We start from the raw sequence: 26,944 nt of genomic DNA on the forward strand, positions 1-26,944 counted from the left end.
CTTCGCGCGCCAACGTTTCAGACAACGCCCGATGACCGGCTCACTCGATCAAGGAGACCCAACATGGCTACCCCGCATATCAAGGCCGAGTACGGCGACTTCGCCGACACCGTGCTGATGCCCGGCGACCCGCTGCGCGCCAAGTACATCGCCGAGACCTTCCTCGAGGACGCACGCTGCGTCAACGACGTGCGCAACATGTACGGCTACACCGGCACCTACAAGGGTCGCGAGATCTCGGTGATGGGCCATGGCATGGGCATTCCCTCGGTGTCGATCTACGCCAAGGAGCTGATCACCGAGTTCGGCGTCAGCAGCGTGATCCGCGTCGGCTCCTGCGGCGCGGTACGCGACGACGTGGCGGTGCGCGATGTGGTGATCGGCCAGGGCGCCTGCACCGACTCCGGCGTCAACCGCACCCGCTTCTTGGGCAACGACTTCGCCGCCATCGCCGACTTCGCGCTGACCCGCCACACGGTAGACGCCGCCGCGGCCCACGGCGTGAACGTCAAGGTCGGCAACCTCTTCTCGGCGGACCTGTTCTACGACCCGCGCCCCGACATGATCGACCTGATGCGCCGCTATGGCATCGTCGGCGTGGAGATGGAAGCCGCCGGCCTGTATGGCGTGGCCGCCGAGTTCGGCGCCCGGGCCGCCACCGTCTGCACGGTCTCCGACCACATCGTGCGCGGCGACTCGCTTTCGAGCGACGAGCGCGCCACCACCTTCGACGAGATGATGACCATCGCCCTGGAAGGCGTGCTGCGCGACGACGCGGCCCGGGAGGCCATGGCATGAGCGAGCCCGAGCAGCAAGCGGCCATCCAGCCCGAGATCATCCAGGCGCTGATCGCCGTGCGTGACCGCGCCTACACGCCCTACTCCCAGCATCCGGTGGGCGCGATGGTCATCAGCGAGAGCGGCACCCGCTACACCGGCGCCAACGTCGAGGTGGCACACTACAAGGGCCTGTGTGCCGAAGCCTCGGCGCTCGCCGCCATGGCCAGCGCCGGCGAGCGCCGGCTGCGTGAGGTCTACGTGATCGGTCCCGGCGAGCACCTGTGCACGCCCTGCGGCGACTGCCGCCAGCGCATTCGCGAGTTCGCAAGCCCCGAGACGCTGATCCGCGTGGTCGACGCCGACGGCAAGCTGCTGCGCCGCTATCACATGGACGACCTGCTGCCCGACTCATTCGGCCCCGAGAACCTGGGCCGCGATTCGGCCATGGCCGACTGAGCCCGCCCGGGGCCGTGCCTGCATACCGTCAGGCACGGCCCTACCCCACTGCCAAGACGAGGATTCCCACCATGGGCCGTCTGCTGTCCCTGATCATCATCGCCGGCCTGGCCTATGGCGGCCTCTACCTCACCTATGGCGCCGCCGTGAAAGACGACGTGGCGCAGTCGCTGGCCGACATGGGGCTCGGCGCCATGGCCGTCGACGGCATCGATTACGGCCCGCTGGCGCCGCTGCGCACCGAGGCCCGGCTCTCCGCCGATGTGCGCTACCAGGGTGCCTCGGCCACCATCGACCTGACGCTGCGTGGCCATCCGCTGTTCTCGGAACAAACTCGGCTCGAACTCGGCGGCCTGCAGGCCCTGCGGTTGAGCATCGGGGCCGAGCAGTAATCCCATGAGGCCTCCTCAGCGGGGCCTTCAGAGCGTGTGCCGCGCCGCCCGATCTTCCTCCATGAGATCGATCCATGGCGTCAGCGGAAGTGCCGGCAGGCGCTCCACGATGGCCTGCGCCATGAGCTTGGCCGCCTCGCGATCAGGCGGCGACGGCGCCTGGCGAGACGCCTCCCAGGCCTGTCGGCTCGGCCACTTCGCATAGGCCACCCACCAGCCATCGTCCGCACGATGAAGCCGTGAGCCCAGGCCTCCTCGCGTCTCGCGAATGGCCTGCGTCATGCGTCGCCAGCCCGCCTCGAAGGTCGACTCCATGCCGGGTGCCACCCTGAAGCGATACAGCACGTAGAAGGCTTCACTGTCTGTCATCACGATCCCTCGTCTCCGATTACGCCTCGAGCGCCGGCCCCTCGAACGTCGATGACACCTCTTTAGCGCCAGGCATCCGGTATGGTAGAGATTGTCACCCACACCCACGCCTGCTAACCGACCACCGCGCAGACGCCAGCCGGCCTGCCGATGCCACCGACCCTTCGGAGCTCATCATGTCACGCGCCCTCGAACTCCCCACCGCCGACGGCACCATCGATGCCCATATCGTCACCCCCAACGGCGCCGAGGGCCCGCTGCCGGCCGTGATACTGCTCACCGACATCGGCGGGCTGCGCCCCTGCTATCACGAGAAAGCCCAGCGAATCGCCGATGCCGGCTACGCCGTGTTGATGCCCAACGTCTACTACCGCGACGCGGCCGGCGAGATCGTGCCGAGGGGCCAGTCATTCCGCGACCCGGAGGTGCGTCCCACCCTGTTCGAATACGCCAGCCGTCTGACGCCGGAAGCCCAGTCCCGCGATTTCGTCGCCTGGCTCGCGGGCATCGACGCCACTCCCGAATTCGTAGGCGGCAGTGTCGCCGTGGTCGGCTACTGCATGACCGGCGCCTTCGCCCTGCGCATGGCCGCCGAGCACCCCACCCGCATCGCCGCCGTGGCCGGCTTCCACTCGGCCAAGCTGGCACAGACCGGCGACCCGACGAGCCCCGTGGAACTGGCCGAGCGTATCGCGGCACGCGTCTACTTCGGCCACGCCGACCAGGACGAACTACTGCCCGCCGAACAGATCGCCCGCATGGACGAAGCCCTGGCCAAGGCCGGCGTGCACTTCACCACCGAGCTGTACCAAGGCGCGGCCCACGGCTTCACCGCCAAGGACGCCCCCTCCTACGACGAAGACGCCTGCGAACGGCACTACAAGCGGCTGCTGACGCTGCTGGAAGAGACGATGTAGCGCCTCATTCGCCACCTTCCATTGGCGATTCCGGGGTGGAATGGCGGCTAACGCCAGCGGCAGGGGCGCGACGTCAGGAGCGTCCCTTGACCGCATTGGTTAGCTCTATTCATTCAGCAGATAACCCCAGATATGCCCCTCAAACATATCACCGCTGTCTTGTGGTGTGAGGTGCACATAAAGATAACGCTCATTCGAATTGAACCCGGTTACGATTCTCTCTACTGAGTAGTAGTAGTACTCCTCAACATGCCCAACTATGTCTGATCCTTGAGAAGGTTTTTTGTAAATAGGGTTTCCTATAAAAATTGGAGGCGGCGCAATGTGCCGATCGCTCTTGGGCCATTTTCTGCTCGACTCGACCTCCTGCTTTTTGAGAAGAAAGCTCAAAAGAACATCCAAACAGTAGCTAAAATTCTCTTGATTTAATTCATTTGCGACGAAGTTAGGTTGATATTCGAGATGCCAGCTTTCTTTTTCAGTTTCTACCACAGTAGGCGTGAGTCGTCTGAAATTCTCGATGTCTACCGTATTTACTCCCCACTCGATACAGTCAGCTTTCAGTTGCTCGTGGTTTATCTGAAGATAATTTGATGGAGATCTAACATTTTCCGAGATCCATAAACTATTCTTTGTCCAATAGTGTGCCTTTATACCGCTGAGATCCAGCCCCATCAGTCCTAATAAATTCTTCTGGTCAGTATTTATATCTCGAAAACGATAAATGCAATACTGGAACTCATACTCCAAATAGAATGCCTTTCTAAGATTCACCAACGATTCAAGATATTTATTTGAGTCAGCGAACTGTATCGAAGCTTTAATAAGCTCCTTGGCCTTCCCATCTTTCAATAGATCGGTCAGAAAAATCTCTTGAAGACTACAACCTACCACGTGTAAAAGTAGCTCATCGACAAACCGCCTTGCTGCATTAAAATAATTAATAACCGACGTCGGCTCGGTCAGCTGCCCGTAGTGTTTCGCAATTACTCTCTGCTTGTTTAATGCTTTTATCGTTCCTGACTTCACTATCGGGGCTTTCAGCTTTTTCAGTTCACCCAGGAGCTCATCAAAAGACTTCGACTCTAGGCTTCTCGCCTCATCAACGTCTAACTCGTCCAAAGCAGCCAATACAACTAGTTCCACAAAATCTTGAAGAAGAATAATTCCAGCAGTCGATGAGTGCTTATCACCAATATTTACTAGCGACTTGGTTTCACCATAAATAGCTTTCGCAACCATTAAGGTGTTCAAAGTCGAATGCTTCATTAATCTCCCCTAATAGAGCTAACAGGTATTAGGTAGCCGGCTCGTTTATTGACTTGAACGCGCCGGCTTGTTTATCCGTATCATCCTGCACGCCATGACGCTCCAACCCATTGATTCTTATAAGCCTTCATCACAATAAGGCGCCATAACAGCGATCATCGTGCCGGCCACATAACACGGGATTTTCCTCAGCCTGCCACTAAATTAGCTGAGGGACCAGACGCGATATGAGCGTCATTGGTCTGACTGGAATCAGCACGGAGAGAAGCCGACGGGGGGCCGCAAAAAACGCCGCCCTATTCGCCGAACCGCCCACGCAGGTAATTGATGATGCGCTGCGTGCCATAGAGCCAGCGTTCCTCGCCCGCGGCCTCGTGGATATGCAGGCACGGCACCTCGAGCTTGCCGCCCTGCGCCTTCAGCGCCTTGCTGTGTTGCGGCTCGAGCCGGGCATCGCGGGTCTCGATCGAAAGCCCCAGGCGGGTGATCTCGCGCCGCACGCGAATGCACTCGGGCTCGCTCCAGAACTGGTAGAGCGCCAGCTCTTCGCAGGCCTTGTCCACCTGGGCTTGCTGGTCGGCGTCACGCGTCACCTCGCGACGCGTGCCGAGCTTGTCGGCCACCCATACCAGCGGTGCCAGCAGTGTCTGGATCAGCGCGCGCATCGTCACCCTCCTGTCGTTGGTGTCTGGTCGTCGAGCATGGCCACCCCAGGCCCCTCACCGCAAGCAGGCGCCGCTAACCGAGCACACGTTCCTGTATGCCGTGGCGCAGTGTGCCGGGGTTAACCCGGGTCCGGCGAACCACCGCTGGCGCTGGTCTGGTGCAGGGGATCGGCCATGCCGGCTTCGCCACGCTTGAGCCCGGTGGCATCGCCCCGCTCGGTGCTGCCATCCAGCCGGCCGCCGCCGTGGCCTTCCATGCTGACGCTGAGCCGCGGCACGCCGAGATCGACGTTATATTCTTCCATGCGTCGCTTGAGCAGCAGGTTGAAGGCGCGGGCCACGTCCCACTGCATTTCCGGCGCGGTACGAAAGCGCATGCGCAGCAGGGGGCAGCCGTCCTCGAAGGCGTGGATGCCCTGCATCTCCAGCGGCGACCAGATGTAGTGGCGCATCATCGGGTCCTGGCGCAGCGACTGGGCGGTGTCCTGCATCAAGGAGATGGCGTCGTCGATCTTCATGTTGTAGGGAATGCGGATCTTCATCAGCGCGATGCCGAACTGGCGCGACATGTTGTGGATCGAGTCGATGCGGCTGAAGGTGATGATGTGCACGATGCCGTCCAGGTCGCGCAGCTTCACGGTGCGCAGGGTCAGCCCCTCGACGGTGCCCATGTGGCCGTTGATCTGCACGAAGTCTTCCACCGCCAGCGAATCCTCGATCAGGATGAAGATGCCGGTGATCAGGTCCTGCACCAGGGTCTGGGCGCCGAAGCCGATCGCCAGGCCGATCACACCGGCACCGGCCAGCAGTGGCGTAACGTTCACGCCCAGGTTGGCCAGCCCGACGATGGAGGCGATGATCACGATGGTGGCGAAGATGATGTTACGGATCATCGGCGTGATGGTCTGGGCGCGGGCCTGATTGACGCGCCGCCCGCGGGTGCGTGCCGAGGAGGTCAGCGCCCGCTGGATGGCGGTATCGGCGAAGATCCAGACCAGCCAGGCCAGCAGCACGGTGAAGCCGATGCCGAGTAGCGCCTGGCCGATGCGCACGCTGGCCACGCCCTCGCGGCCGATGCCGATCAACGAGCCGCCCCACACCTGCAGGAACAGCTCGGCGAAGGCGATCCAGGCCACGACGTGCGCCAGGGTGTAGCCGAAGCGCTCCAACCGGCGGCGATACTCGCGGCGGAAGCGCCGTTTGGTGCGGCGCTCGGCATGGCGGCGGATCAGCCCGGCCACCACCAGGGTCAGCACCAGCAGCGCCGCCGAGACGATGGAGCGCGCCAGCGCGGTGGCCACGTCGCCGCCGGTCACGAAGATCGCCACCAGCGAGCCGTTCACCAGCAGCAGCGCCGGGATGTGCCACAGCCCGCCAACCGCACGCGCCATGTCGGCGGCCGTGCTGCTGGCGCGGCGATGCTGATAGGAGCGGTTGCGAATCAGGTGGGTGATCGGCCGCTTGAAGCGCACCACGAAACGCCCACTCAGAAATGCCGCCAGCACGTTGGCGATCACCGAGACCAGGCTGGCCAGGTCGATGCCGATCGCGTCGGCCAGCCGCGTGGAGTTCAAGGCATCGCCCAGGGCGATCAAGGCGCCGATCACGAACAGTGGCCTTAACGCCCGGTGCTGGAGGATCTGCACGGCGACGAAGCGATGGCCGCGGGTGAACACCGAGATCACCGTCTCCACCACCACCGACAGGGTCCGCCCGCACAGCGCGATATAGGCAACCACCAGCGCCCCGGTGCGCCCGGCGCTCTCCGGCACCAGCTGGGCGACGCCCAGCACCAGCACGAAGGCCAGTATCCACGGCAGCGAACGGCGCAGGAAGTGGATCGCCAGCAACAGGCCCTTGGGCTCGCGAGGCAGGTCCAGCGGCCAGCCGCGCCGCTGCGCCAGCCGGCGCCCCAACGCGATCAGGATCACCAGCAGCCCCCCCCAGATGCCGACCAACACCGTCATCTCGACGCTGAAATTCAGCAAGGCGCCATCGCCGGTGCGCTCCACCAGCTGCCGGATATCCGTCCAGCCCTCGCGGAACTGGCGCTGCCAGTCGTTGAAGGGCGAGCGGTCAGACTCGGCCTGTTCCCCCAGTTCGTTGAAGGTGTCGGCCAGCGCGCCCAGCAGCCCTTGCTGCCCGGTAATCCCCTCTTCTTCGGCGGCCCCGCTGTTGGCCGTGCGCAGCGCCTCCAGGTCGGCCAGCAGCTGATCACGTCGCTGGCCGTCTTCGAGCGTCGTGATGATGCGATCCAGTGCCTGCTGCAGGGCCTCGGGATCGGGGGCCTGCTCGTCCCCCTGCCCCTGCCCGCCGCCCAGGGCGGAAATCGGCAACGACTGGGCGGCCGCCATCGGCGACAGCAGTAGCAGCGTGAACAACAGCAGGCCCCGCAGGGCGGATGAGAAGTAGCGAGGCGCGCGTGACAACGTGAGTCTCCGTACGTGGATTACCGCAATATCAGAATCCTGGGCAGCGGTGTTAGGCTGCCGATACCGTCACACAGGATGCCCCCATGACGCCTCAACCGCCACCCGTGCCCGACAATACGCAAGGAAAGCCTCGCCGCGTAGGCGTCGAGATCGAGTTCGCCGGCCTGCCACCCCGCGACACCGCCTGCCTGGTGCAGTCACTATTCGGCGGCGAGGTCGAGGTGCTGAGCCCCCACCGCCTCAAGGTGAGCCAGACCCGCTGGGGAGACTTCGGCATCGAGCTGGACACCCAGTACGCTCACCCGGAAGCGCACCGGGTCGCCCCCGAGGCCTACCAGGACAGCGAGTGGGAACGCATGCGCCAGGAATTCCACCAGCGCACTCGGGAACTGATCGGCGATGTGGTCACCGGCCTGGTACCCACCGAGATCGTCTGCCCACCGGTGCCCTGGCAGGAACTCGGCGAACTGGACACGCTGTTCGAGGCGCTGCGCGAACGGGGCGCCAAAGGCACCGATGCCAGCCTGCTCTACGGCTTCGGGCTACACCTCAATCCCGAGGTGGCGAGCTCAACACCCGCCGATCTGCTCGCCCATCTCCGTGCCTACCTGCTCAATGCCCGCTGGCTGCGCGAGCAGATCCGGGTCGACATCACCCGGGAAGTGCTGCCTCACGCCAACCCTTTCCCGCGCGCCTACGCACTCAAGGTGCTCGACCCCGACTACGCGCCGGACCTCGAGACGCTGATCGACGACTACCTCGCGGACAACCCGACGCGCAACCGCGAGCTCGACCTGCTGCCGCTGTTCGCCCACCTGTGCCCCGAGCACCCCCACGAGCTATTGAACGGCGCCTTGGTCAAGCCGCGGCCGACCTATCATTACCGGCTGCCCAATGCCCAGCTTTCCGAGGCCGAGTGGGGCGCCACCCGGGAGTGGAACCGCTGGCTCGAGGTCGAAACCCTGGCCGCCTCGCCCGAGACATTGGCCGAACGCGGTGCCCAGTACCTGGCCCGCCACCGGCCGGCCTGGCCGATTCGCGCCTGGCAGGCCCTGCGCAGGAGGTTGACGTTTTCATGAGGCAGGATGCCCGCCCACTGATCGGCATCACCACCTCCGACCGCAAGAGCCGCATCGCCTGGTGGTTCGACTGGTTCGCGGTGTGGCGCCACGGCGGCCGCCCGTTGCGGCTGTCGCCCTCACGCCCACGCCCAACGGCGCTCGATGGCCTGATCATCGGCGGCGGCGACGACATCGAGGCTCACCACTACGGCGGCGAGATCCAGCTCGACGTGCGCGTCGACCCCGAACGCGACGAGCTAGAACTGGCGCTGCTCGAACGCTTCATCCCACGTGGCACGCCGGTACTGGGCATCTGCCGAGGCGCCCAGCTGATCAACGTCCACCTCGGTGGCACCCTGGACCCGGATATCGAGACCACCTACGAGGGGATCAAGCGGCAGCGCACCGTGCTGCCACGCAAGACGGTGGACATCGTCGGCGACAGCCGGCTCTACCACCTGCTGCGCGTGACCTGGTGTCGCATCAATAGCCTGCATCACCAGGCGGTGCAGGAGGCCGGCCGCGGCATCGAGATCGTCGCCCGCGACCGTGATGGCCTGGTGCAGGCCATCGAGTCCCGCGAGCACGATTTCCTGATCGGCGTTCAGTGGCACCCCGAATGGCTGATCTTCAACCGCCCCCAGCAACGCCTGATCCGTGCCTTGATCAAGGCCGCCCGAACGGCGCGCTGACGGCCGCCCGAAACGCCACGAGGCCACCCGCGGGTGGCCTCGTGCATCAGTGGGCAGCGCTACCGTAACGCCGCCGAGCCCTAGCCCTCCAGCCGGGCGTCCAGGGTGATCTCGGCATTGAACAGCTTCGATACCGGGCAGCCGGCCTTGGCCTTCGCGGCGGCATCCTGGAAGGCTGCATCGTCGGCGCCGGGCACGCTGGCACGGGTCTCCAGGTGAACGGCCGTGATGCTGAAACCGTCATCATCGGAGTCCAGGGTGACCGTCGCCTGCGAGGCGATGCGCTCCGGCGTGTAGCCGGCCTCGCCGAGGATCATCGACAGCGCCATGGAGTAACAGCTCGCATGGGCGGCCCCGATCAACTCCTCGGGATTGGCCCCGGCCTCGCCTTCGAAGCGCTGGGTGAAGCCGTAGGGCGCCTCGTTCAGCGTGCCGCTCTGGGTGGATACCGTGCCCTTGCCATCCTTGAGGCCGCCTTGCCAGACGGCGCTACCGTGCTTCTCGATGCTCATATCGGCTCCTTGCGATGTGATGGTCGAAGTCTCGCCTCTACACGATAGACCATGGGGATGAACGCCCCGTGGCACAAGGGGAGTTTGCGCCAGCGCGGCGCGATCACCAGACTGAGGATCGACCCAACGCCCTCCCACCGATAAGGAAACGCCATGACACAGCCCGCTCGCGTCACCCTGCCGGCCACCCCTCATGAGCCGGCCGTGGCCCTGCCCGCCATCGGCCAGGGCACCTGGTTCATGGGCGAAGGGCTCGCCTCCCAGGCCGATGAAGTGCGCGCCCTGCAACAGGGCCTGGACCTGGGCATGACACTGATCGACACCGCCGAGATGTATGCCGATGGCGGGGCCGAGAGGATCGTCGGCGAGGCCCTCGTCGGGCGCCGCGACCAGGCCTTCCTGGTCTCCAAGGTCTACCCCTGGAACGCCGGCCGCAACACCGCCATCGCCGCCTGCGAGGCGAGCCTGAAGCGCCTGGGCACCGATCATCTGGACCTCTATCTGCTGCACTGGCCAGGCGGCATTCCCCTCGACGAGACCCTGGAAGCCTTCGAACGGCTGCGCGAGGACGGCAAGATCCGCCGCTTCGGCGTCTCCAACTTCGACACCGACGACATGGAGCGCCTGCATGGGCGGCCCGGCGGCGGCGACTGCGCGGTCAACCAGGTGCTCTACCACCTCGGGTCGCGAGGCATCGAGCACTCGCTGCGCCCCTGGCAGCGCCAGCATGACATGCCGCTGATGGGCTACTGCCCGCTGGCCCGGGCCGGCCGGCTGCGGCGCGACCTGCTCGCCAACCCGGTGATCAACACGCTGGCCGCCGAGCAAGGGCTGACGCCTTCCCAGCTGCTGCTGGCCTGGGCCATCCGTCCCACCGACGGCCGGCGCGACCTGATCGCCACCCCCAAGGCGGTACAGCCCGACCACGTTCGCGACAACGCCGCCGTGCTCCACGCCACGCTCGACGACTCGGCCCTCGACCGCCTCGAGGCCGAGTTCCCGGCTCCCTTCGGCAAGGAACCGCTGGACGTGGTCTAGGCGTGCCGATGCCCCGCTGGGCCAACCGCGACGCGTTCCTGGCCTAGCGGCCGCCCCCGCGCAACGCCGCCAGCGAGGCCGCCAAGGCCTCGTGGCCCTTGGTCTCCATCAGCGCCGCATTGCGCTCGGGGATCGCCTCGGGATCGGGGTAGTGAGCCAGCGCTCGCTCCAGGCCGGCCTCGCGGATCAAGTGCCACATCGGCCAGGGCGAGCGATTGGTGAAGTTGCGCGGCGAGTCCTCGGCCTCGCCCTCGAAGGCATAGTGCGGATGGAAGCTCGCCAGCTGATAGACGCCCTCGTAGCCCTGCTCCGCCAACAGCGCCTCGGCCATGCCCAGGGCATCCAGGTAATCGTCGAAATCCTCGAGGCCCGAGTCGAGCACCATCAGCGTGGTCTCGGCCTGCGGATGCTCGTCGAGGTGCCAGCACTCCTCCATCAGCCGCATCAGCGCGGCCGCGGGATCGGTGGCATCTACCGCCACGTAGCGGACCGCGTCGCGGTTAACCTCACGACCGGCGAAGGGGCACACCTCGAGGCCGACCACGAAGGTCTCGACCCAGGCGCGAGTGGCCTCGAGGGAACTAAGGGAAGCAGCGCTCATGTCGGACATCCGGGCGAAGAAGGGGCGCCATGGTCCGCCGCCCGCACGCGGATGGCAAGCGTGGCGGCTCAGCGCCGCGGCTGACCCCGCCTCGACGCCAGCCGATCGGCGAGCCGCGTCGGCTCCGGTAGCTTGGTGCGCCCCAGGCAAGCCACCACCCATTCCCTCGCCGTGGGGAGCGACAGTCGGTGCCCCGGCGACACGAACACCGGCTTCACGCCGCGCCGCGAGCGCAGCACCGCGCCGATCGTCTCCTCGCCATCCGGCCCCTTGTCGACCAGCGGCGTCCACTCGCCCCGCGCGGGGCCCGGCTCGCCGTGGCGGCCGCACAGCCGCGACTTGGCCACGCCGAGGGTCGGCAGGTCGAGCCACAGCCCCAGATGGCTGGCCACCCCCAACCGGCGCGGATGAGCGATGCCCTGGCCGTCGACCATCACCAGCTGCGGCAGGGCCGAGAGCTTGTCGAAGGCCGCCAGTGCCGCCGGCACCTCGCGAAACGACAACAGCCCCGGCACGTAGGGCATGCGCGTCGGCTCGCGATGCACCGCCTGCTCCACCACCTCGAAGCCGCCCTCGCCCGCCGGCGGCCAGGCCAGCACCACCACCGCGGCGCGAGTGATCGAACCCTGCTGCTCGAAGCCGATGTCCACGCCGGCGATACGGCTCACCGGGTCCAGGCGATCCCCGCGTTCGACCCGCCCGGCCAGGCGCTTCTGCAGGGCGATGGCCTCAGTAGGGAGAAGGTTCCAGTCGTGGAGTTCGATCATCGAAATACCCGGAATATCAAAGTGGACATCATGCGGGGCGCCGGGGACAGGTCGCAAAAGGGGTTTGTGGCCAAGGGTGGCCAAAGTAGCGCCCAAGGATGGGTTCATGGCACACCTCGCAGGCCTGTCGCCGGATCAGCCCCGCACCAGGTGGATATTGAGAAGCCACCGATCGCTCAAGGCGCTCCCTGAAGTGTCGGCATCGCTCGGGTTAGACTAGGCCTTTTCGACCGCGTGACGGAACACCGGGGACGCAATGCTGAGACTGATCCATACCGCCGACTGGCACCTCGGCCAGAGTTTCCACGGCCAGGAGCGCCATGCAGAGCACCGCGCCTTCCTTACCTGGTTGCTCGACACCCTGGTCGAACGCGACGCCGACGCCCTGCTGGTGGCCGGCGACATCTTCGATGTGGTCAACCCTTCCCTACAGGCACAGGCGTTGCTCTATGACTTCATCGTCGACGCCCACCGGCGGCTGCCCCGCCTCGACATCGTGCTGATCGCCGGCAACCACGACAGCGGCAACCGCATCGAGCTACCGGCCCCGCTGATGCAGCGCCTGCGCACCCACGCCCGGGGCCGGGTCGGCTGGCTCGACGACGGCCACCTCGACGCCGAGCGCCTACTGGTGCCGCTGACCGACGCGGCCGGCGAGACCCGCGCCTGGTGCCTGGCGCTGCCCTTCCTGCGCCCCGCCGAGGTCACCGGCGCCATCGCACGCCCCGCGCATGAGGCGGACGGGGGCGACGCCCCGCCCGCGAACGACTACATCAGCGGCATCAACCGCGTGCACCGCGAGCTTATCGACGCCGCCTGCACGCGCCGCCAGCCCGGTCAGGCGCTGGTCGCCATGAGCCATGCCCACCTGCATGGCGCCGCCGTCTCCGAGGCCAGCGAGCGGCCGATCGTGATCGGCGGCGAAGAATCGATCTCCGCCGCGCTGTTTCCCGACGACCTCGCCTATGTCGCGCTAGGCCATCTGCACCGCGCTCAGCAGGTCGGCGAGGCGCGCATCCGCTATAGCGGTAGCCCCCTGCCGCTGGACTTCAGCGAGCTGAACTACGCCCATCAGGTGGTCGAGGCGGTGCTCGATGGCGAGCGCCTGGCCGAGATACAGGCCATCTCCGTGCCGCGCCCGGTGGCCATGCACCGCCTGGGACCCGCCCCGCTGGCCGACGTGCTGGCCGAGCTCGAGGCCCTGGAGATCGACGCCGACCGGCCCCGCGAACGCTGGCCCTGGCTGGAGCTGCGCGTCGAGCTCGAGGCGCCGATGCCCGACCTGCGCGCCCGGGTCGACGCCGCCCTCGAAGGCAAGCCGCTACGCCTGCTGCGCCTCGAACGCCGCCTGCCGAGGGTCGCGGCCGAGGACGCCCGCGAACGCATCGACCTGGAGAGCCTCGGCCCGCGCCGGCTGTTCGAGCGCACCTGGCAAGGCCGCTGGGGCGAGCCGCCGGGCGAGGACGTGCTCGCCGACTTCGACCGCCTGCGCCAGGACGTGCTGGACGACGAAGGGGAACCCGCATGAAGATCCTCGCCCTGCGCCTGGCCAACCTGGCCTCGATCCCCGGCCCGCTGGAGCTCGACTTCACCGCCCCGCCGCTCAGCGATGCCGGGCTGTTCGCCATCACCGGCCCCACCGGCGCCGGCAAGAGCACCCTGCTCGACGCCCTGTGCCTGGCGCTCTATGGCGGCACGCCGCGCCTGCGCCAGGCCCCCGGTCGCGAGGCGCCGCTGCCGGACGTCGGCGACGCCACGCTCAACACCGCCGACCCGCGCACCCTGCTGCGCCGCGGCACGGCCAGCGGCCATGCCGAGGTCGACTTCCTGGGCCGCGACGGTCGACGCTACCGCGCCCGCTGGGCGGTGCGCCGGGCCCGCGAGAAGGCCGACGGCCGCCTGCAGGCCGTCGACCAGTCGTTGCGTGACCTCGACGACGACCGCCTGCTGACCAACCAGAAGCGCGAGTTCGACCGCCTGCTGCCCGAGTGCCTGGGCCTGACCTTCGAGCAGTTCACCCGCGCCGTACTGCTCGCCCAGAGTGAGTTCGCCGCCTTCCTCAAGGCCGACGACAACGAGCGCAGCGACCTGCTGGAGCGGCTGACCGGCACCACCGAGTACTCCGCCATCTCGATGGCCGCCTATCGCCGCGCCAGCGAGGCCAGGAAGGCCGTGGAGAAGATCGAGGCCCGGCTCGCCGACGACCCGCCCGCCGAGCCCGAGGCCCGCGCCGAGCTGGAACGAACCGCCGAGGCGACCCAGCGAGCGCTCACCGACCTGCAACGGCAGGAGGCGACGCTGCAGGCCGAGCGGCGCTGGCACGACGACGATGCCCGTCTGCGAGATACTTTCCAGCGAGGGCAAGCCGATCAGCAAACGGCCGAACAGGCCTGGCAGGCACTGGCGCCCGCCCGGGAGGATCAGACGTGGCGCAGGGTCATCCTGCCCCAGCGCCATCGGCTGGCCCGCCAGGCCGAGCTGCCCGGCGACATCCAGGCCCTGGAGACACACCAGGAGGCGACGCAGCGAGCGCTCACCGACGCCGACAGCGCGCGAGAGCAGGCCCACCAGACCAGCGAGGCCGCGGAGCGTACGCTGCGCGAGGCCTCCGATGCCCGCCGCGAGGCCGAACCCGCGCTGCGCGAGGCACGTGAACAAGCCCAGCGGCTCGCCACCCAGGGCCAGCAGCTGGCAGAGCTAGAGCGCACTCATGAGGAGCGCCATCGACGCTCAGCAGCCCTCGCCGAGCAACGGCGTCAGGCGGACGACGCCCACGACCAGCGCCGCGAACAGCGCGACCGCTGGCACGCCGCCCTCGAGCGCCTGATCGGCGAACATGGCGACCTGGAACTCGCTCGGCAGTCCGCCCAGCAGGCCCATGACGAGGCCGCCCGGCGCCGGCTCGGCCTGGGCGAGCTGCACGCCCGCTGGCAGACAGCCTGCCGCACCGAGCAGACCCATCACGCGCTGAAGACGCGCCTGGCGGACGACCAACAGCGCCTCGAGGCGCTGCTCACGCAGGGTCAGGCCGCCCGGCAACGACTCGACGACGCCGAACGTCACCTCACGAGCGTTCAGGCGTTCGTCGAACGCAACCGCGCCGTGCGCAGCGAGAGCGTCATCCATCTGCGCGAGGGCCTCATCGACGGCGAGCCCTGCCCGGTGTGCGGCGGGCTCGAGCATCCCTGGCGCCAGCGGCCACCCGCCTCGCCGGAGGCCACCCAACTCGCCGCCCAGCAGGCGGAAGAGGAGCACCAGCTGGCACAGGCGCAGGATCAACGCGACCAGGCCTACCAGCAGCGCTACGACATCGAGGGCGAATACCGCGCCCTGAAGGCCTCGGTGGCTCAGCAGCGCGAGGATCTCGGCAACGCCGAGCGGCAGCGCAATGAGGCGCAGCAGGCGCTAGACGCGCATCCGCTGTGCCAGGAACTGGCCGCCATCGCCGCCGAGGAGCGCGAGGCCTGGCTGGGCCATCGGCAGCAGGCCAGCGAGGCTCAACAGGCCGAGCACGGACGCCTCCTCGACGAGCTTGCTCGGGCCGAGGCCGAACTCGCGCCGCTAAACCGGTCGCTGCATCAGGACGAGATCGAGCTCGCCCGGCTCGGCTCCCAGCAGGCCGAGCTCGAACAGGAACTCGCCGGGCTGGCCGAACGACTGCCGCCGCTGCGTCAGGCACGCGATGCCCTGGCCACCGACCTCGCGACACGGCTCGGCGAGCACGCCTCGCCGGACGCCTGGCAGCAGCATCTCGACGCGCGCCAGCAGGCCGCCGCCAGCGCACGAGACGCGGCCCTGGCTCGCCATCACGAGGCACAGGCCGCGCATCAACGGCTCGCCCAGCAGGCGACCCACGAGGCCGAACGGCTCGAGGCCATGAGCCGCGAGCGCGACACCCTCGAGGCCGAGCTGACGGAGTGGCGCCGGGCGCATCCCGAGCTGAACGATGCCACCCTCGCGCGCCTGCTGGCCCAGCCCGACGACGAGGCCGAGGGTCAGCGCCAGCAGCTGGAAAGCGCCGAACAGGCGCGTCATCAGGCCGCCGCCACCCTGGACGAGCGTCGCTTGGCACTGCTCGATCACCGCCGTGAACAGGGCCTGGTCGCAGCCGACGACAGCGAGCCGGCGCTGCTGGAAGCCGGCGCCGAGGCCGAGATCACTCGCCGCCACGAGGCGCTCGCCGGGGAGCGCGAGGCGCTCACCCCGCGGCTAGAGACGGCTCAGCAGGTCCGCGACGCGGCCGACCACGCCCTGCGCGACGACGAGCGCCGCCGCCAGCGCCAGCAGGCAGGCCAGGCCGAGCGGGAGGCGGCGCGGGCCGAGCATCGGCGCTGGGGCCGCATCGGTGAGCTGATCGGCTCCGCCGACGGCAAGGCCTTCCGACGCATCGCCCAGGCCTACAATCTTGAGCAGCTGCTGGAGCACGCCAACCTCCACCTCTCTGGGCTGTCGCGCCGCTACCGTCTGGTACGCGGTGGCAGCGAGCTCGGTCTATTGGTGGTGGACCACGACATGGGCGACGAGCAGCGCTCGGTGCATTCGCTGTCCGGCGGCGAGACCTTCCTGGTCTCGCTGGCCCTGGCACTGGGGCTGGCCTCGATGGCCTCCGGCGAGCTGATCATCGAGTCGCTGTTCATCGACGAGGGCTTCGGCAGCCTCGACCCGCAGTCGCTGGCGCTGGCCATGGAAGCCCTCGACGGCCTGCAGGCGCTGGGCCGTCGCGTCGGGGTGATCTCCCATGTTCAGGAGATGCACGAACGCATCCCGGTACAGATCCGGGTCGAGCCTCTGGGCAACGGCACAAGCCAGGCACGGCTGGTGAACGGCTGGTGAACGGCTAAGCAGAGAGAGACATGACAGACACAGGAGCGACGAGAATGCCCGAACACCGCGAGACGCCCCGCAACCTGCTGATCACCGGCTGCTCGAGCGGCATCGGCCACGCCGCGGCCCACGCCATGGCCAAGCGTGGCTGGCGGGTCTTCGCCACGGCCCGTCGCGAGCAAGACGTCGCGCGCCTCGAGGAGGAAGGCCTGGAGGCACTGCGGCTGGACCTCGCCGACAGCGCCTCGATCGAGGCCGCGCTGGAAGACGTGCGCGAGCGCACCGACGGTCGACTGACGGCGCTGTTCAACAACGGCGCCTACGGCCAGCCCGGCGCGGTGGAAGATCTCAGCCGCGACGTGCTGCGCGAACAGCTCGAGACCAACCTGCTCGGCACCCATGAGCTCACCACCCGGGTGCTGCCGATGATGCGCGCCCAGGGCCATGGACGCATCGTGCACAACAGCTCGGTGTTGGGCTTCGCCGCCCTGCCCTACCGCGGCGCCTACGTGTGCTCCAAGTTCGCCCTGGAGGGCCTCACCGACACCCTGCGCCAGGAACTCACGGGCAGCGGCATCCACATCAGCCTGATCCAGCCCGGCCCCATCGCCAGCCGCTTCCGCGAGAACGCCCACGCCGCCTTCAAGGCCAACATCGACACCACCCACGGCGCCCATGTCGACACCTACGGCAAGGTCGAGGCTCGCCTTGCCAGCGAGGACGGCAAGGGCACCTTCACCCTCGGCCCCGAGGCGGTGGTGGCGAAGCTCATTCACGCCCTGGAGCACCGGCGCCCCAGGCCGCGCTACGCGGTAACCGTCCCCACCCATCTATTCGCCGCGCTCAAGCGGGTGCTCAGCACGCGCGGCATGGATCGGCTGCTACTGCGTGCGACCAGAAGCGAGCGGGAATGAGGGTCGAGTGGCAGGCTTCGTCGGGTCTTGTTGGCTGGCCTGACACCCACTGAAGCCCTTGCGAATCTCGGCGGCGTGGCTATTTATGAGCGTTTCACTGGCGTATCATGCGGCGAATAACGGCGGATGTACCCGATCCGCCGTCTTTTCGACGACCCTACCCGGGACGACGAATTCCTCAGGAGAACCACCATGTCCTCTTATCCCGTCACCTTGATGGTGGCGCGCCGCGTGGCGCGCGGCCGTTATCGCGACTTCATGCACTGGCTCGAGGAAGGCCGCGAGCTGGCCGCCGACTTCGCCGGCTACCTGGGCTCCGGCGTGCTGGCGCCGCCGCCCGACGACGACGAATACCAGATCATCTTCCGCTTCCGCGACGCCGAGACCCTGGCGATATGGGAACACTCGGCCTCGCGCCGGTCGTGGCTGGCCCGTGGCCAGGGGCTGTTCGAGGCCCCTCAGGAACATCGCGCCACCGGCCTGGACCGCTGGTTCCAGCAGCCCGGCTCGCCGCCGCCGCCACGCTGGAAACAAGCCATCGCCATCTGGCTGGCCTTCTTTCCCGTCTCGCTGGCCTTCCAGGCGCTGTTCGGCGACTCCCTGGCCGCCCTACCGCTGGTGCCCCGCGTGCTGGTCGGCACCCTGATGCTCACCCCGGTGATGGTGTTCGTGTTCATCCCGCTGTCGACCCGCTTGCTGGGCCCCTGGCTGCGCGGCGAGCCACTACGCGCGCCTCGACTGCGGCGTCGCTCGATCTGAGGCGACGACCGAGAGCGCACGTCACTAACGATGGAATTGCTTCTCTCGCTCGGGCTGCCAGAAGATGGCATCGATCCGCAGGCGGGCTTCGGTCTCGTTGGGTAGGGGCCACTCGATGATATCGCCGACCCGCAGCCCGATCAGGGCCGCCCCGATCGGCGCCATCACCGAGATGCTATCCGCCACGCGGTCAAGCGAGTGGGGGTATACCAGGGTACGAATCATCTGGCGCCCGCGGGTCAGGTCACTGAAGCGGATCTGGCTGTTCATGCTCACCACATCGTCCGGCATGTCCTCGGGGTCGAGGACCTCGCCCCGCTCCAGCTCCTCTTCCAGCAACTGCGCGACGGCCAGTTCCTTGTCGGTGGCATCATCGATGAGGCGCTGCAGGCGCTCCGCATCGAGACGATTGATGATGATAGAAGGACGCGGCGTCATACCCAGTCTCCATGGAAATCAATAAAATCAGTAGGATAGAATCTCTCTATCATGAATCAACGATTTTAATGGCAACCAACAAAAAACAGCCCTCCCCGGAAGGGAAGGACTGCACGCAACTGACAGGATAAAGGATTGGCCCGCTAAAGGCGATCAGGTCAGCCCCTGGTCGATCATGGCATCGGCCACCTTCCTGAAGCCTGCGATATTCGCGCCTAATACCAGGTTCGTCTGGGCGCCGAACTCGGCCGCGGTCTCGGCACACTGTCGATGAATATCGGCCATGATCTGCTGGAGCTTCTGGTCGACCTGCTCCAGCGTCCACTGCTCCATGCTGCTGTTCTGGGCCATTTCCAATTGGCTGGTGGCCACACCACCGGCATTGGCCGCCTTGCCAGGGCCATAGGCGATCCCGGCGTCGAGCAACAGGTCCACGGCTTCCTTGGTCGAGGGCATGTTGGCCCCTTCGCTGACACAGGCGACGCCATTGGCCAGCATTGCCTTGGCATCGATATCGATCAGCTCGTTCTGGGTCGCACAGGGAAAGGCCGCATCCGCCGGGATCTGCCAGATGTGATGCCCGCCGTGCGGATAGTCACATACCGGAACATAACGCGCCTTGGGACGCTCGCTTGGATACTCTTCCAGCGATGCCCGGCGCACTTCCTTGAGCTGCTTGAGCCATGCCAGATCGATGCCGTCGGGGTCATGGATCGTGCCCCCCGAATCGCTGCAAGTGATGGGATGGGCGCCCAGCTCGTAGAGCTTCTCGATGGTGTAGATAGCGACATTGCCCGCGCCAGACACCAGGCAGCGCTTGCCGTGCAGGTCGTCGCCGCGTGCCGCCAGCATGTTTTGCGCGAAGTAGACGGCCCCATAGCCGGTGGCTTCCTTGCGGCCGAGCGACCCGCCCCAGTCGAGGCCCTTGCCGGTCAGCACGCCTTCGTAGCGACTCGTGAGTCGCTTGTACTGTCCATACAGGTAACCGATCTCGCGGGCGCCGACGCCGATATCACCCGCCGGCACATCGCGTGTCGGGCCGATATGGCGATGCAGCTCGGTCATGTAGGACTGGCAGAAGCGCATGATCTCGTTGTCCGACTTCCCCTTGGGGTCGAAATCGGCGCCCCCCTTCCCGCCACCGATCGGCAGGCCGGTGAGCGCATTCTTGAAAATCTGCTCGAAGCCCAGGAACTTGATGGTGCCGGACGTCACGCTCGGGTGGAAACGCAAGCCCCCCTTATAGGGCCCCAGGGCCGAGTTGAACTGCACGCGATACCCCTTGTTGACGCACACGCGCCCCGCATCGTCCAACCAGCTGACCCGGAACATGATCTGACGTTCGGGCTCGACGATCCGCTCGATGATGCCGTGCTCATGGTAATGGGGATACTGTTCGAACAACGGGCGCAGGCACTCGAGCACTTCTTCCGTGGCCTGATAGAACTCTGACTGGGCGGGGCTGCTTTGCTTGAGCCGCGTAAGCGTATCGTGAACGTAAGGCATAGAGGCGTACCGTTTGCAGGAAATAGCGGATATCTGCTGACCAGACCCGCCGATATTTAAGGGCCAATACTCATTCCTGCATACCCCATGCATGTTTTGCATGGCCCAGGACGCCGCTGAATTGCGACGAATGTCTAAGGAGCTTCATCGCCAATTTGCGCACCGAAGTATCATTCATGAACGGTATTTAAACGATACTGCTCCACGACCGCCCTTGGCCGACAGCTCCTCACGCGAGGACACGGGCGGCATGATAAGCTCAACCGGTCTTTCTTCGTCCGGAGTCCGATCATGACCGCCACCCAGTTCCTCGAGCGTCTGGTGGGTTTCCCCACCGTGTCGCGGGCTTCCAATCTAGAGCTGATCGCCTTCATCGAGGCCTGGCTCGACGAGCATGGCGTCGAGCACTGGCGCGTCGACAGCGATGACGGCACCAAGGCCAACCTGCTGGCGCGCATCGGCCCCGCGGTCGAGGGCGGCGTGGTGCTCTCCGGCCACACCGATGTGGTGCCGGTCGAGGGCCAGCCCTGGTCGACCGACCCCTTCACCCTGGTGGACAAGGGCGACGGCCGCCTCTACGGCCGCGGCACCTGTGACATGAAGGCCTTCATCGCCTGCGCCCTGGCCGCGGTACCGCGTTGGGTCGAGCTCGAACTGGAGACACCGATCACCCTGGCCTTCTCCTACGACGAGGAGATCGGCTGCGTCGGCGCGCCGCGCATGATCGAGACGCTGATGGCCGACCACCCGCGTCCGGCGGCGGTGGTGGTCGGCGAGCCGACGCTGATGGCTCCGGTGGTCGCCCACAAGGGCGCCACCAACCTGCGCACCACGGTGACCGGCCGCGCCTCGCACTCAAGCCAGGTCAACCAGGGCGTGTCGGCGATCCATGTGGCCGCCAGGCTGGTGACCTTCATCGAGGATGTGATGGCCGAGTTGCGCGCCGAGGGGCGCGTCGACGAGGCCTTCAACGTGGTGCACTCGAGCCTGCACGTGGGCAAGATCCAGGGCGGCACCGCCATCAACATCATGGCGCGGGAATGCACGTTCGAATGGGAGATTCGCCATCTGCCCTCCGACCGTTTCGAGGAACTGATCGGCCGGGTCGAGGCCTATGCCGAGGAACTTCAGGCCGACATGCGCGAGCGCGCCCCCGAGGCCGGCATCCACACCGAGCGGCTCAACGTCACGGTGCCGGCGCTGGCCGACGACAACAACGCCGAGGTGCTGGGGCTGTGCCGTGAGCTGGTCGGCGAGGCGCCCGCCGGCGCCGTGGCCTACGCCACCGAGGCCGGCCAGTTCCAGCGCGCCGGCCTGCCCACGGTGATCTGCGGCCCGGGCAGCATCGGTCAGGCTCATCAACCCGATGAATACCTGGAGATCGAACAATTGGAGGCCGGCTCGGCCTTCATGCGGGCCCTGGGGCAGCGCCTGAGCCGGGAGCGCTGAGATGCCACGACTGCTGATCGTCAAGACCGGCGATGCCTTCGCCGACGTGGTTCGCGAACATGGCGACTTCGAGGCGCTGTTCCGTGACCAGCTGGCACCGGTATGCGATGACCTCGCGCTCGACGTCTACGATGCCCGACACGACGGTACGCCGCCGGCGCTAAACGCCGACGATGGCCTGGTGATCACCGGCTCCCATGCCATGGTCAGCGACGCCGAACCGTGGAGCGAGGACCTCAAGCCCTGGCTGCGCCAAGCGCTGGCCGACGATGTCGCCATGCTCGGCGTCTGCTATGGCCACCAGCTGATGGCCTCGGCCTTCGGCGGCGAGAGCGGCTATCACCCGGCGGGCCGCGAGACCGGCACCCAGCGAGTACGACTGACCGAGGCCGGGCGCCACGACGCGCTGTTGGGCACGCTGCCCGCGGCCTTCCCGACCCAGCTCACCCATGCCCAATCGGTACTCACCGCGCCCCCAAGCGCCGAGGTGCTGGCAGAGAACGACCACGATCCCTTCCAGGCCCTGCGCTACGGGCCGCGCCAGTGGAGCGTGCAGTTCCACCCCGAGTTCACCCCGGCGGTGATGCGCGCCTATCTCGCCCATCAGTACGCCGGGCTGGCCGAACACGGCCGCGACCCCGAGGCGCTGCTGGCGGCGGTGACGCCGACGCCACAGGCCAGCGAGCTGCTACGCCGCTTCGCCAGAGGCCTCGCCGGCATCCACGAGCACGGCTGAGGATCGCAACATACGGAATCTTTACGGGGTGCAGGATTCGTGACGGACAGGCGGCGCAGGACAGCTTCCCGGCCCAGCGTGGCCGACTTCCTCACCGAAGCCATCTTCTCCCGCCGTTACCAGCCGGGCGACTTCATGCCCCGGGAATGCCCCGGGACATAGACCTCTGCGAACGGTTCGCCATCAATCGCTCGGCGGTATGCAGCGATCAGCGCCAGCTGGTGGATGTGGGAGGCATCGAGCCCGGCGTCATGTGAGCGACCAGGACTAGCAGAATACCCTTCGCGGCCAGCCTGACGGAACGGATGATCAAGAGCGGGCCGGCGAAGCCGCCCGCCAGCGAAAAGCGCGGTGCAGGGCAACAACACCACTCTGCGCGGCCGACGCCGTGGCTCATCCCTCGAACGGTTCGACGCTTTCCCTGCGCCCGTAGAGGAAGGCATCCGCCACCTGGCGCAGCGGCGCGATGTCCACCTCGGAGCGCCCGGCGGCCACCAGCTCGGCGAAGCGGGCGTAGAGCCCGGCGTATTCCTGACCGACCATGGCGGCCAGCCGCGACGGCTCGTCGTCCCCGTCGCCGGTGGGCGCATCCACCACCACCTCGTCGTCGATCAGCAGGCGATTGCCACCGTGGGTCAGGCGCAGGCGGCCGGCATCGGACTCGATCCGCATCTCCCAGGTCACCTCGCCGGTCTGGCGGAAGTCGAAGTCGGCGGCGATCGGTGTCTCGTCGGCATCCATGAAGGCCAGCCGGGCGGCGATCGGTGTCTGACAGTCGGCGGGCACCTCGAGGGTCGCCTGGCGCAGGAAGAACGGCCGCGGCAGCACCCGGGTCGCCACCGAGAAGGCGTTGATGCCGGGATCGAAGACGCCCATGCCACCAGGCTCCCACAGCCAGTCCTGGCCGGGATGCCAGACATGCACGTCCTCCTTCCATTCGATCTCGACGCCACGGATCTCGCGCGCGGCCAGCCATTCCCGCGCCGCGGCCACGCCGCCGGCCTGCTGGGAATGCCAGGCGGCGAACAGCGTACCCGGGCTTCGCTCGGCCAGCTCGACCAGGGCCTCGACCTCGCTGAGCGTCGCCCCCGGCGGCTTCTCCAGCAATACGTGTTTACCCGCCTCCAGGGCCCGACGCGCCTGGGCATAGCGCAGGCGTGTCGGCGTGCAGATGGCCACGGCATCGAGCCCCGGCTCGGCCTCGAGCATCGCCTCGAGCGAGGCATAGTGCGTCAGGCCGTCGAGGCCCGCGACGGGGTCGGCCGCGGCCAACAACTGGAGGTTCGGCTGGGCCCGAATGGCCGGCAGGTGTTGGTCTCGGGCGATCTTGCCGAGGCCCACGAGGCCGATGGAAAGGGAGGACATGGCGGTACCTGACGGGTGGCGAAGCGAAGGAAAGACCTTATCAGAGCAAATGTCGCACATATAGATCGCCCTGGCGCTACGCTCTTCCGTCACGCCCTCGTCGACCGCTGCTCATCGCCTACCCTGGAATGGCCACTCAGCGTGGCCCGGCGCTGCCCTCGCGCTCCGCCTCGGCGCCTTGCTCGACGCGCGCCTCGACCATCTCACGCCTGTCCGGGGCGCCGGCGGCGGCCTTGTTACGCTGACGACGCAGGTCACGCAGCGTGCTGACGAGCATCGCGGCCACGATCATCCCCCCGCCGATGAAGGCCGCCTGGGTCGGCATCTCGCCGACCCAGGCCCATACCAGCAGGGTCCCCACCAGCGTCTCGAGCAGCATCACCAGGCTGACCTCGGCACCCGGCAGGTAGCGTGGCCCGGTCTGAATGCCGAAATAGGCGGCCGCCAGCAGCCCACCCATCGCCAGCAGATACTGCATGTCCGCCGCCGAGGGCAGCTGGATGCCGCCCAACAGCGCCGCCGGCAGCAGCATGGCCAGGCACCCCAGCGGCAGGATCACCGTGGTATCGACACCGCGCCGAGACTGGCTCTTCTGGGCGCCGGCCACGGTGGTGTTGATGGCGATGCATAGCGGCACGCCCAGCGCCACGACGAGCCCCAGCGGGTTACCGCTGCCAAGCTCCCCGGAGGCCATCAAACAGGCCCCGGCGACGCTGACCGCGATCACCACCCAGGTCTGGCGCCGCAGGCGCTCGCCGAACAGCCACCAGCCGATCAGGGCGGCGATCAGCGGCGCCAGGTTCATCATCACCAGCACGTTGCCGGCGGTGGTCAGGCGGTTGCCGATCACGAAGGCCCAGGCGCTGCCAGCGAAGGCCAACGGGCACCACCAGGCCGCCGGGCCACAGGCCTTCACGGCCGCCGGCAGACTGCGCCCGTAACGCAGCCAGGCGATGCCCAGCAGGACGATGCCGAGCAACAGCCCACGCCAGAACATGAAGGTGGCCACATCCACCGTGGTGGCCTTGACCAGCAGCGCATCCGGCGACAGGAACAACACGCCGGCCATGGTAATCAGGTAGCCCCGTAGGCGAAACGGCAAACGCGTCCACATCTTCGCTCTCCCCTCGGCACACGCCGACGATACGGTGATCGATGCCCGGTCATGAAACGCCGGTGCTAAAACGACGAGCAGGCCGGGGTTTCCCCCGACCTGCTCGGTCTTGATGCAACGCGAGGCACCGCTAAGGGCGGCGCCTCACGCTAGCGAGATCGCCTCAGGCGCGCTCGCGACGCGGCACCGGGCCGTCGTCGTCACGGCGACGGCGCGGCGCACGGTCGGGGGCACGATCTTCGCTGATTTCCAGCGGACGACCGGCCACACGGGCACGCCCCATCTTGTCGAGGATGCTCGACGGCAGGTTGTTCGGCAACTCGACGACGGAAAATGCATTGCGGATGTCGATCCGGCCGATGCGATTACCCTCGATGCCACCTTCGTTGGCCAGGGCCCCGACCAGCTGGCCGGGCTTGACGCCATCCTTGTGGCCGACGGAGACACGATAACGGGTCATGCCTTCACGCGGCGCACGGTCGCGGGGGGCATTCTCGCGGCGCGCCGGCTTGCCGTCACGGCTACGCTCGTTGCGCTCGTTACGATCCTTGCGCGGTGCCTGCAGACGGCCGATCGGCGCCTCGTCGGCGCGCGCCAGGGCGGAGAAGGCACAGGCCAGCTCGACGGGGTCGTAGCCCTCGCCGATCAGCTGCTCGATCAGCGCGCGCTGCTCTTCGGCGCCCTTGGTGACGGCGGCGACGGCACGCTGATGGAAGACCTGGTCGCGATGGGCGCGGATGGCGGCCTCGTCGGGCAGGGTCATCTCGCTCATCTTCTGGCCGGTGGCCTGCTCCAGCCAGCCGACCTTGCGGCCTTCGCGGTTACCAGCGAAGGTGATCGCCACGCCGTTGCGCCCGGCACGGCCGGTACGGCCGATGCGGTGGGTGTAGGCCTCGGCGTCCTGGGGCAGGTCATAGTTGATGACGTGGGTGATACGCGGCACGTCGAGGCCACGAGCGGCCACGTCGGTGGCGATCAGCACGTCGACCTTGCCGCGCTTGAGGCGGGTGATGGTGCGCTCACGCAGGCTCTGGTCCAGGTCGCCGGACAGGCTAGCGACGTTGACGCCGCGGGCGGCGAGCTGCTCCATCAAGGTGGTGCAGGCGGCCCGGGTACGCACGAAGACGATCGCCGCATCCACCGGCTCGACCTCGATGATGCGGGCCAGGGCTTCCTGCTTGGCGCCGCCCTCGACGCGCACGCGGCGCTGCTCGATGTTCTCGCCGATGGTGGTGCGCGACTCGATGGCGACCTTGACCGGGTTGACCAGGTAGCGATTGACGATGCGCTCGATCTCGGTCGGCAGGGTCGCCGAGAAGAACACCCGCTGGGCGTCCTGCGGAGTATCGGCGACCACGCGCTTGACGTCGTCGATGAAGCCCATGCGCAGCATCTCGTCGGCTTCGTCGAGGACCAGCGCGGAGAGGCCATCGAGCTTCAGGCTGCCACGATCCAGATGATCGATGATACGACCGGGGGTGCCGACCACGACCTGGGCGCCACGACGCAGGGCCTGCATCTGCTCACGATATTCCATGCCGCCACACAGGGTGGCCACTTCCAGCCCCTTGAGGTTCTGGCCGTACTTGGCGAAGGAGGCGGCCACCTGCTGGGCCAGCTCGCGGGTCGGCGCCATCACCAGCACCTGGGGCGCACGACGCTCGAGATCGAGACGCGAGAGCAGCGGCAGGGCGAAGGCGGCGGTCTTGCCGGTACCGGTCTGGGCCTGGCCCAGCATGTCGCGGCCGTCCAGCAGGGCTGGAATGGTCTGCGCCTGAATCGGTGACGGAGTCTGGTAACCGAGGGTCTCGGTGGCAGACAGAACGGCAGGCAGCAGGGCCAGATCGCCGAAACTCGGCGAGGCGACGGAAGTCGAGGTCATGAATCAC

Annotated in this window: 25 protein-coding genes; 13 read left to right on the forward strand and 12 right to left on the reverse strand. The window is 67.1% G+C overall.

Annotation, left to right across the window (positions count from 1 at the left end):
- Positions 1-63 precede the first annotated feature (63 nt).
- The 3 genes from deoD (at position 64) to ETC07_RS07145 (ending at position 1,627) form a co-directional block, all read left to right on the forward strand.
- The gene (deoD, locus tag ETC07_RS07135) at positions 64-798 is read left to right on the forward strand and encodes a purine-nucleoside phosphorylase (RefSeq protein WP_136247812.1); all 735 of its coding nucleotides are present in this window, start codon (positions 64-66) and stop codon (positions 796-798) included.
- Positions 795-1,235: a cytidine deaminase gene (cdd, locus tag ETC07_RS07140; protein ID WP_136247813.1), complete on the forward strand. Its 441-nt coding sequence runs from the start codon at positions 795-797 to the stop codon at positions 1,233-1,235. Before deoD ends, cdd begins: the two co-directional genes overlap by 4 nt.
- A 71-nt stretch (positions 1,236-1,306) precedes the next feature.
- Entirely contained in the window at positions 1,307-1,627 is a 321-nt protein-coding gene (locus ETC07_RS07145) for a hypothetical protein (RefSeq protein WP_136247814.1), read from the forward strand.
- Positions 1,628-1,654: 27 nt separating this feature from the next.
- On the opposite strand, the gene ETC07_RS07150 is transcribed toward ETC07_RS07145, so the two are convergent.
- Complete coding sequence (locus ETC07_RS07150; protein ID WP_136247815.1) at positions 1,655-1,996, reverse strand: antibiotic biosynthesis monooxygenase family protein; 342 nt, start codon at positions 1,994-1,996, stop codon at positions 1,655-1,657.
- A 176-nt stretch (positions 1,997-2,172) separates the two neighbouring features.
- On the opposite strand from ETC07_RS07150, the gene ETC07_RS07155 reads away from it, so the two are divergent.
- Positions 2,173-2,913, forward strand: a complete 741-nt coding sequence (locus ETC07_RS07155; protein ID WP_136247816.1) for a dienelactone hydrolase family protein — start codon at positions 2,173-2,175, stop codon at positions 2,911-2,913.
- 105 nt (positions 2,914-3,018) lie between these two features.
- Here the strand turns inward: ETC07_RS07155 and ETC07_RS07160 are convergent, their stop codons facing one another.
- The 3 genes from ETC07_RS07160 to ETC07_RS07170 form a co-directional block, all read right to left on the reverse strand.
- Positions 3,019-4,182 carry a hypothetical protein gene (locus ETC07_RS07160; RefSeq protein ID WP_136247817.1) on the reverse strand — a complete coding sequence of 388 codons (1,164 nt, stop codon included), beginning with the start codon at positions 4,180-4,182 and terminating at the stop codon, positions 3,019-3,021.
- A gap of 296 nt (positions 4,183-4,478) precedes the next feature.
- Positions 4,479-4,847 carry a glutaredoxin family protein gene (locus ETC07_RS07165; RefSeq protein WP_136247818.1) on the reverse strand — a complete coding sequence of 123 codons (369 nt, stop codon included), beginning with the start codon at positions 4,845-4,847 and terminating at the stop codon, positions 4,479-4,481.
- Between the two features lie 119 nt (positions 4,848-4,966).
- Positions 4,967-7,201, reverse strand: a complete 2,235-nt coding sequence (locus tag ETC07_RS07170; protein ID WP_240724587.1) for a mechanosensitive ion channel family protein — start codon at positions 7,199-7,201, stop codon at positions 4,967-4,969.
- Between the two features lie 161 nt (positions 7,202-7,362).
- Between ETC07_RS07170 and ETC07_RS07175 the strand changes: the two genes are divergently transcribed.
- Both ETC07_RS07175 and ETC07_RS07180 read left to right on the forward strand, forming a co-directional pair.
- Entirely contained in the window at positions 7,363-8,358 is a 996-nt protein-coding gene (locus ETC07_RS07175) for an amidoligase family protein (RefSeq protein WP_136247820.1), read from the forward strand.
- Positions 8,355-9,032: a gamma-glutamyl-gamma-aminobutyrate hydrolase family protein gene (locus ETC07_RS07180; protein ID WP_136247821.1), complete on the forward strand. Its 678-nt coding sequence runs from the start codon at positions 8,355-8,357 to the stop codon at positions 9,030-9,032. The genes ETC07_RS07175 and ETC07_RS07180 overlap by 4 nt, the downstream gene beginning before the upstream one ends.
- Positions 9,033-9,112: 80 nt before the next feature.
- Here the strand turns inward: ETC07_RS07180 and ETC07_RS07185 are convergent, their stop codons facing one another.
- Positions 9,113-9,544, reverse strand: coding sequence for an OsmC family protein (locus ETC07_RS07185; protein ID WP_136247822.1), 432 nt, complete (start codon positions 9,542-9,544; stop codon positions 9,113-9,115).
- A 153-nt stretch (positions 9,545-9,697) separates the two neighbouring features.
- Between ETC07_RS07185 and ETC07_RS07190 the strand changes: the two genes are divergently transcribed.
- A complete protein-coding gene (locus ETC07_RS07190; protein ID WP_136247823.1) occupies positions 9,698-10,582 on the forward strand; it encodes an aldo/keto reductase in 885 nt (294 codons plus the stop codon).
- 43 nt (positions 10,583-10,625) lie between these two features.
- Here ETC07_RS07190 and ETC07_RS07195 read toward each other — a convergent pair whose 3' ends face one another.
- Both ETC07_RS07195 and nfi read right to left on the reverse strand, forming a co-directional pair.
- Positions 10,626-11,183 (reverse strand): DUF1415 domain-containing protein, encoded by a 558-nt coding sequence (locus tag ETC07_RS07195; protein ID WP_136247824.1) that lies wholly within the window; start codon positions 11,181-11,183, stop codon positions 10,626-10,628.
- Positions 11,184-11,251: 68 nt separating this feature from the next.
- Positions 11,252-11,950, reverse strand: a complete 699-nt coding sequence (nfi, locus tag ETC07_RS07200; RefSeq protein WP_136247825.1) for a deoxyribonuclease V — start codon at positions 11,948-11,950, stop codon at positions 11,252-11,254.
- 256 nt (positions 11,951-12,206) lie between these two features.
- On the opposite strand from nfi, the gene ETC07_RS07205 reads away from it, so the two are divergent.
- From ETC07_RS07205 to ETC07_RS07220, 4 genes are all read left to right on the forward strand, one after another.
- Positions 12,207-13,478 (forward strand): exonuclease SbcCD subunit D, encoded by a 1,272-nt coding sequence (locus tag ETC07_RS07205; RefSeq protein WP_136247826.1) that lies wholly within the window; start codon positions 12,207-12,209, stop codon positions 13,476-13,478.
- Entirely contained in the window at positions 13,475-16,783 is a 3,309-nt protein-coding gene (locus tag ETC07_RS07210; protein ID WP_136247827.1) for an AAA family ATPase, read from the forward strand. Before ETC07_RS07205 ends, ETC07_RS07210 begins: the two co-directional genes overlap by 4 nt.
- A 44-nt stretch (positions 16,784-16,827) precedes the next feature.
- Positions 16,828-17,688, forward strand: a complete 861-nt coding sequence (locus ETC07_RS07215; RefSeq protein ID WP_136247828.1) for an SDR family oxidoreductase — start codon at positions 16,828-16,830, stop codon at positions 17,686-17,688.
- A gap of 192 nt (positions 17,689-17,880) precedes the next feature.
- Positions 17,881-18,447: a putative antibiotic biosynthesis monooxygenase gene (locus ETC07_RS07220; protein WP_136247829.1), complete on the forward strand. Its 567-nt coding sequence runs from the start codon at positions 17,881-17,883 to the stop codon at positions 18,445-18,447.
- Positions 18,448-18,471: 24 nt separating this feature from the next.
- Here ETC07_RS07220 and rnk read toward each other — a convergent pair whose 3' ends face one another.
- Both rnk and gdhA read right to left on the reverse strand, forming a co-directional pair.
- Positions 18,472-18,885 carry a nucleoside diphosphate kinase regulator gene (gene rnk / locus ETC07_RS07225; protein ID WP_136247830.1) on the reverse strand — a complete coding sequence of 138 codons (414 nt, stop codon included), beginning with the start codon at positions 18,883-18,885 and terminating at the stop codon, positions 18,472-18,474.
- A gap of 153 nt (positions 18,886-19,038) precedes the next feature.
- Positions 19,039-20,391 (reverse strand): NADP-specific glutamate dehydrogenase, encoded by a 1,353-nt coding sequence (gene gdhA, locus ETC07_RS07230; RefSeq protein ID WP_136247877.1) that lies wholly within the window; start codon positions 20,389-20,391, stop codon positions 19,039-19,041.
- 291 nt (positions 20,392-20,682) lie between these two features.
- Between gdhA and argE the strand changes: the two genes are divergently transcribed.
- Positions 20,683-21,840: an acetylornithine deacetylase gene (gene argE / locus ETC07_RS07235; RefSeq protein WP_136247831.1), complete on the forward strand. Its 1,158-nt coding sequence runs from the start codon at positions 20,683-20,685 to the stop codon at positions 21,838-21,840.
- A gap of 1 nt (position 21,841) precedes the next feature.
- The gene (locus ETC07_RS07240) at positions 21,842-22,576 is read left to right on the forward strand and encodes a glutamine amidotransferase (RefSeq protein WP_136247832.1); all 735 of its coding nucleotides are present in this window, start codon (positions 21,842-21,844) and stop codon (positions 22,574-22,576) included.
- A gap of 393 nt (positions 22,577-22,969) precedes the next feature.
- On the opposite strand, the gene ETC07_RS07250 is transcribed toward ETC07_RS07240, so the two are convergent.
- The 3 genes from ETC07_RS07250 to ETC07_RS07260 all read right to left on the reverse strand — a co-directional run bounded on the left by ETC07_RS07250 (position 22,970) and on the right by ETC07_RS07260 (position 26,937).
- Complete coding sequence (locus tag ETC07_RS07250) at positions 22,970-23,941, reverse strand: Gfo/Idh/MocA family protein (RefSeq protein ID WP_136247833.1); 972 nt, start codon at positions 23,939-23,941, stop codon at positions 22,970-22,972.
- Between the two features lie 136 nt (positions 23,942-24,077).
- Complete coding sequence (locus ETC07_RS07255) at positions 24,078-25,055, reverse strand: DMT family transporter (RefSeq protein ID WP_168709183.1); 978 nt, start codon at positions 25,053-25,055, stop codon at positions 24,078-24,080.
- 163 nt (positions 25,056-25,218) lie between these two features.
- The gene (locus ETC07_RS07260; protein WP_136247834.1) at positions 25,219-26,937 is read right to left on the reverse strand and encodes a DEAD/DEAH box helicase; all 1,719 of its coding nucleotides are present in this window, start codon (positions 26,935-26,937) and stop codon (positions 25,219-25,221) included.
- Positions 26,938-26,944: the final 7 nt, after the last annotated feature.

Source organism: Halomonas borealis (genome assembly GCF_004798905.1).
Classification (GTDB): Bacteria; Pseudomonadota; Gammaproteobacteria; order Pseudomonadales; family Halomonadaceae; genus Halomonas; species Halomonas borealis.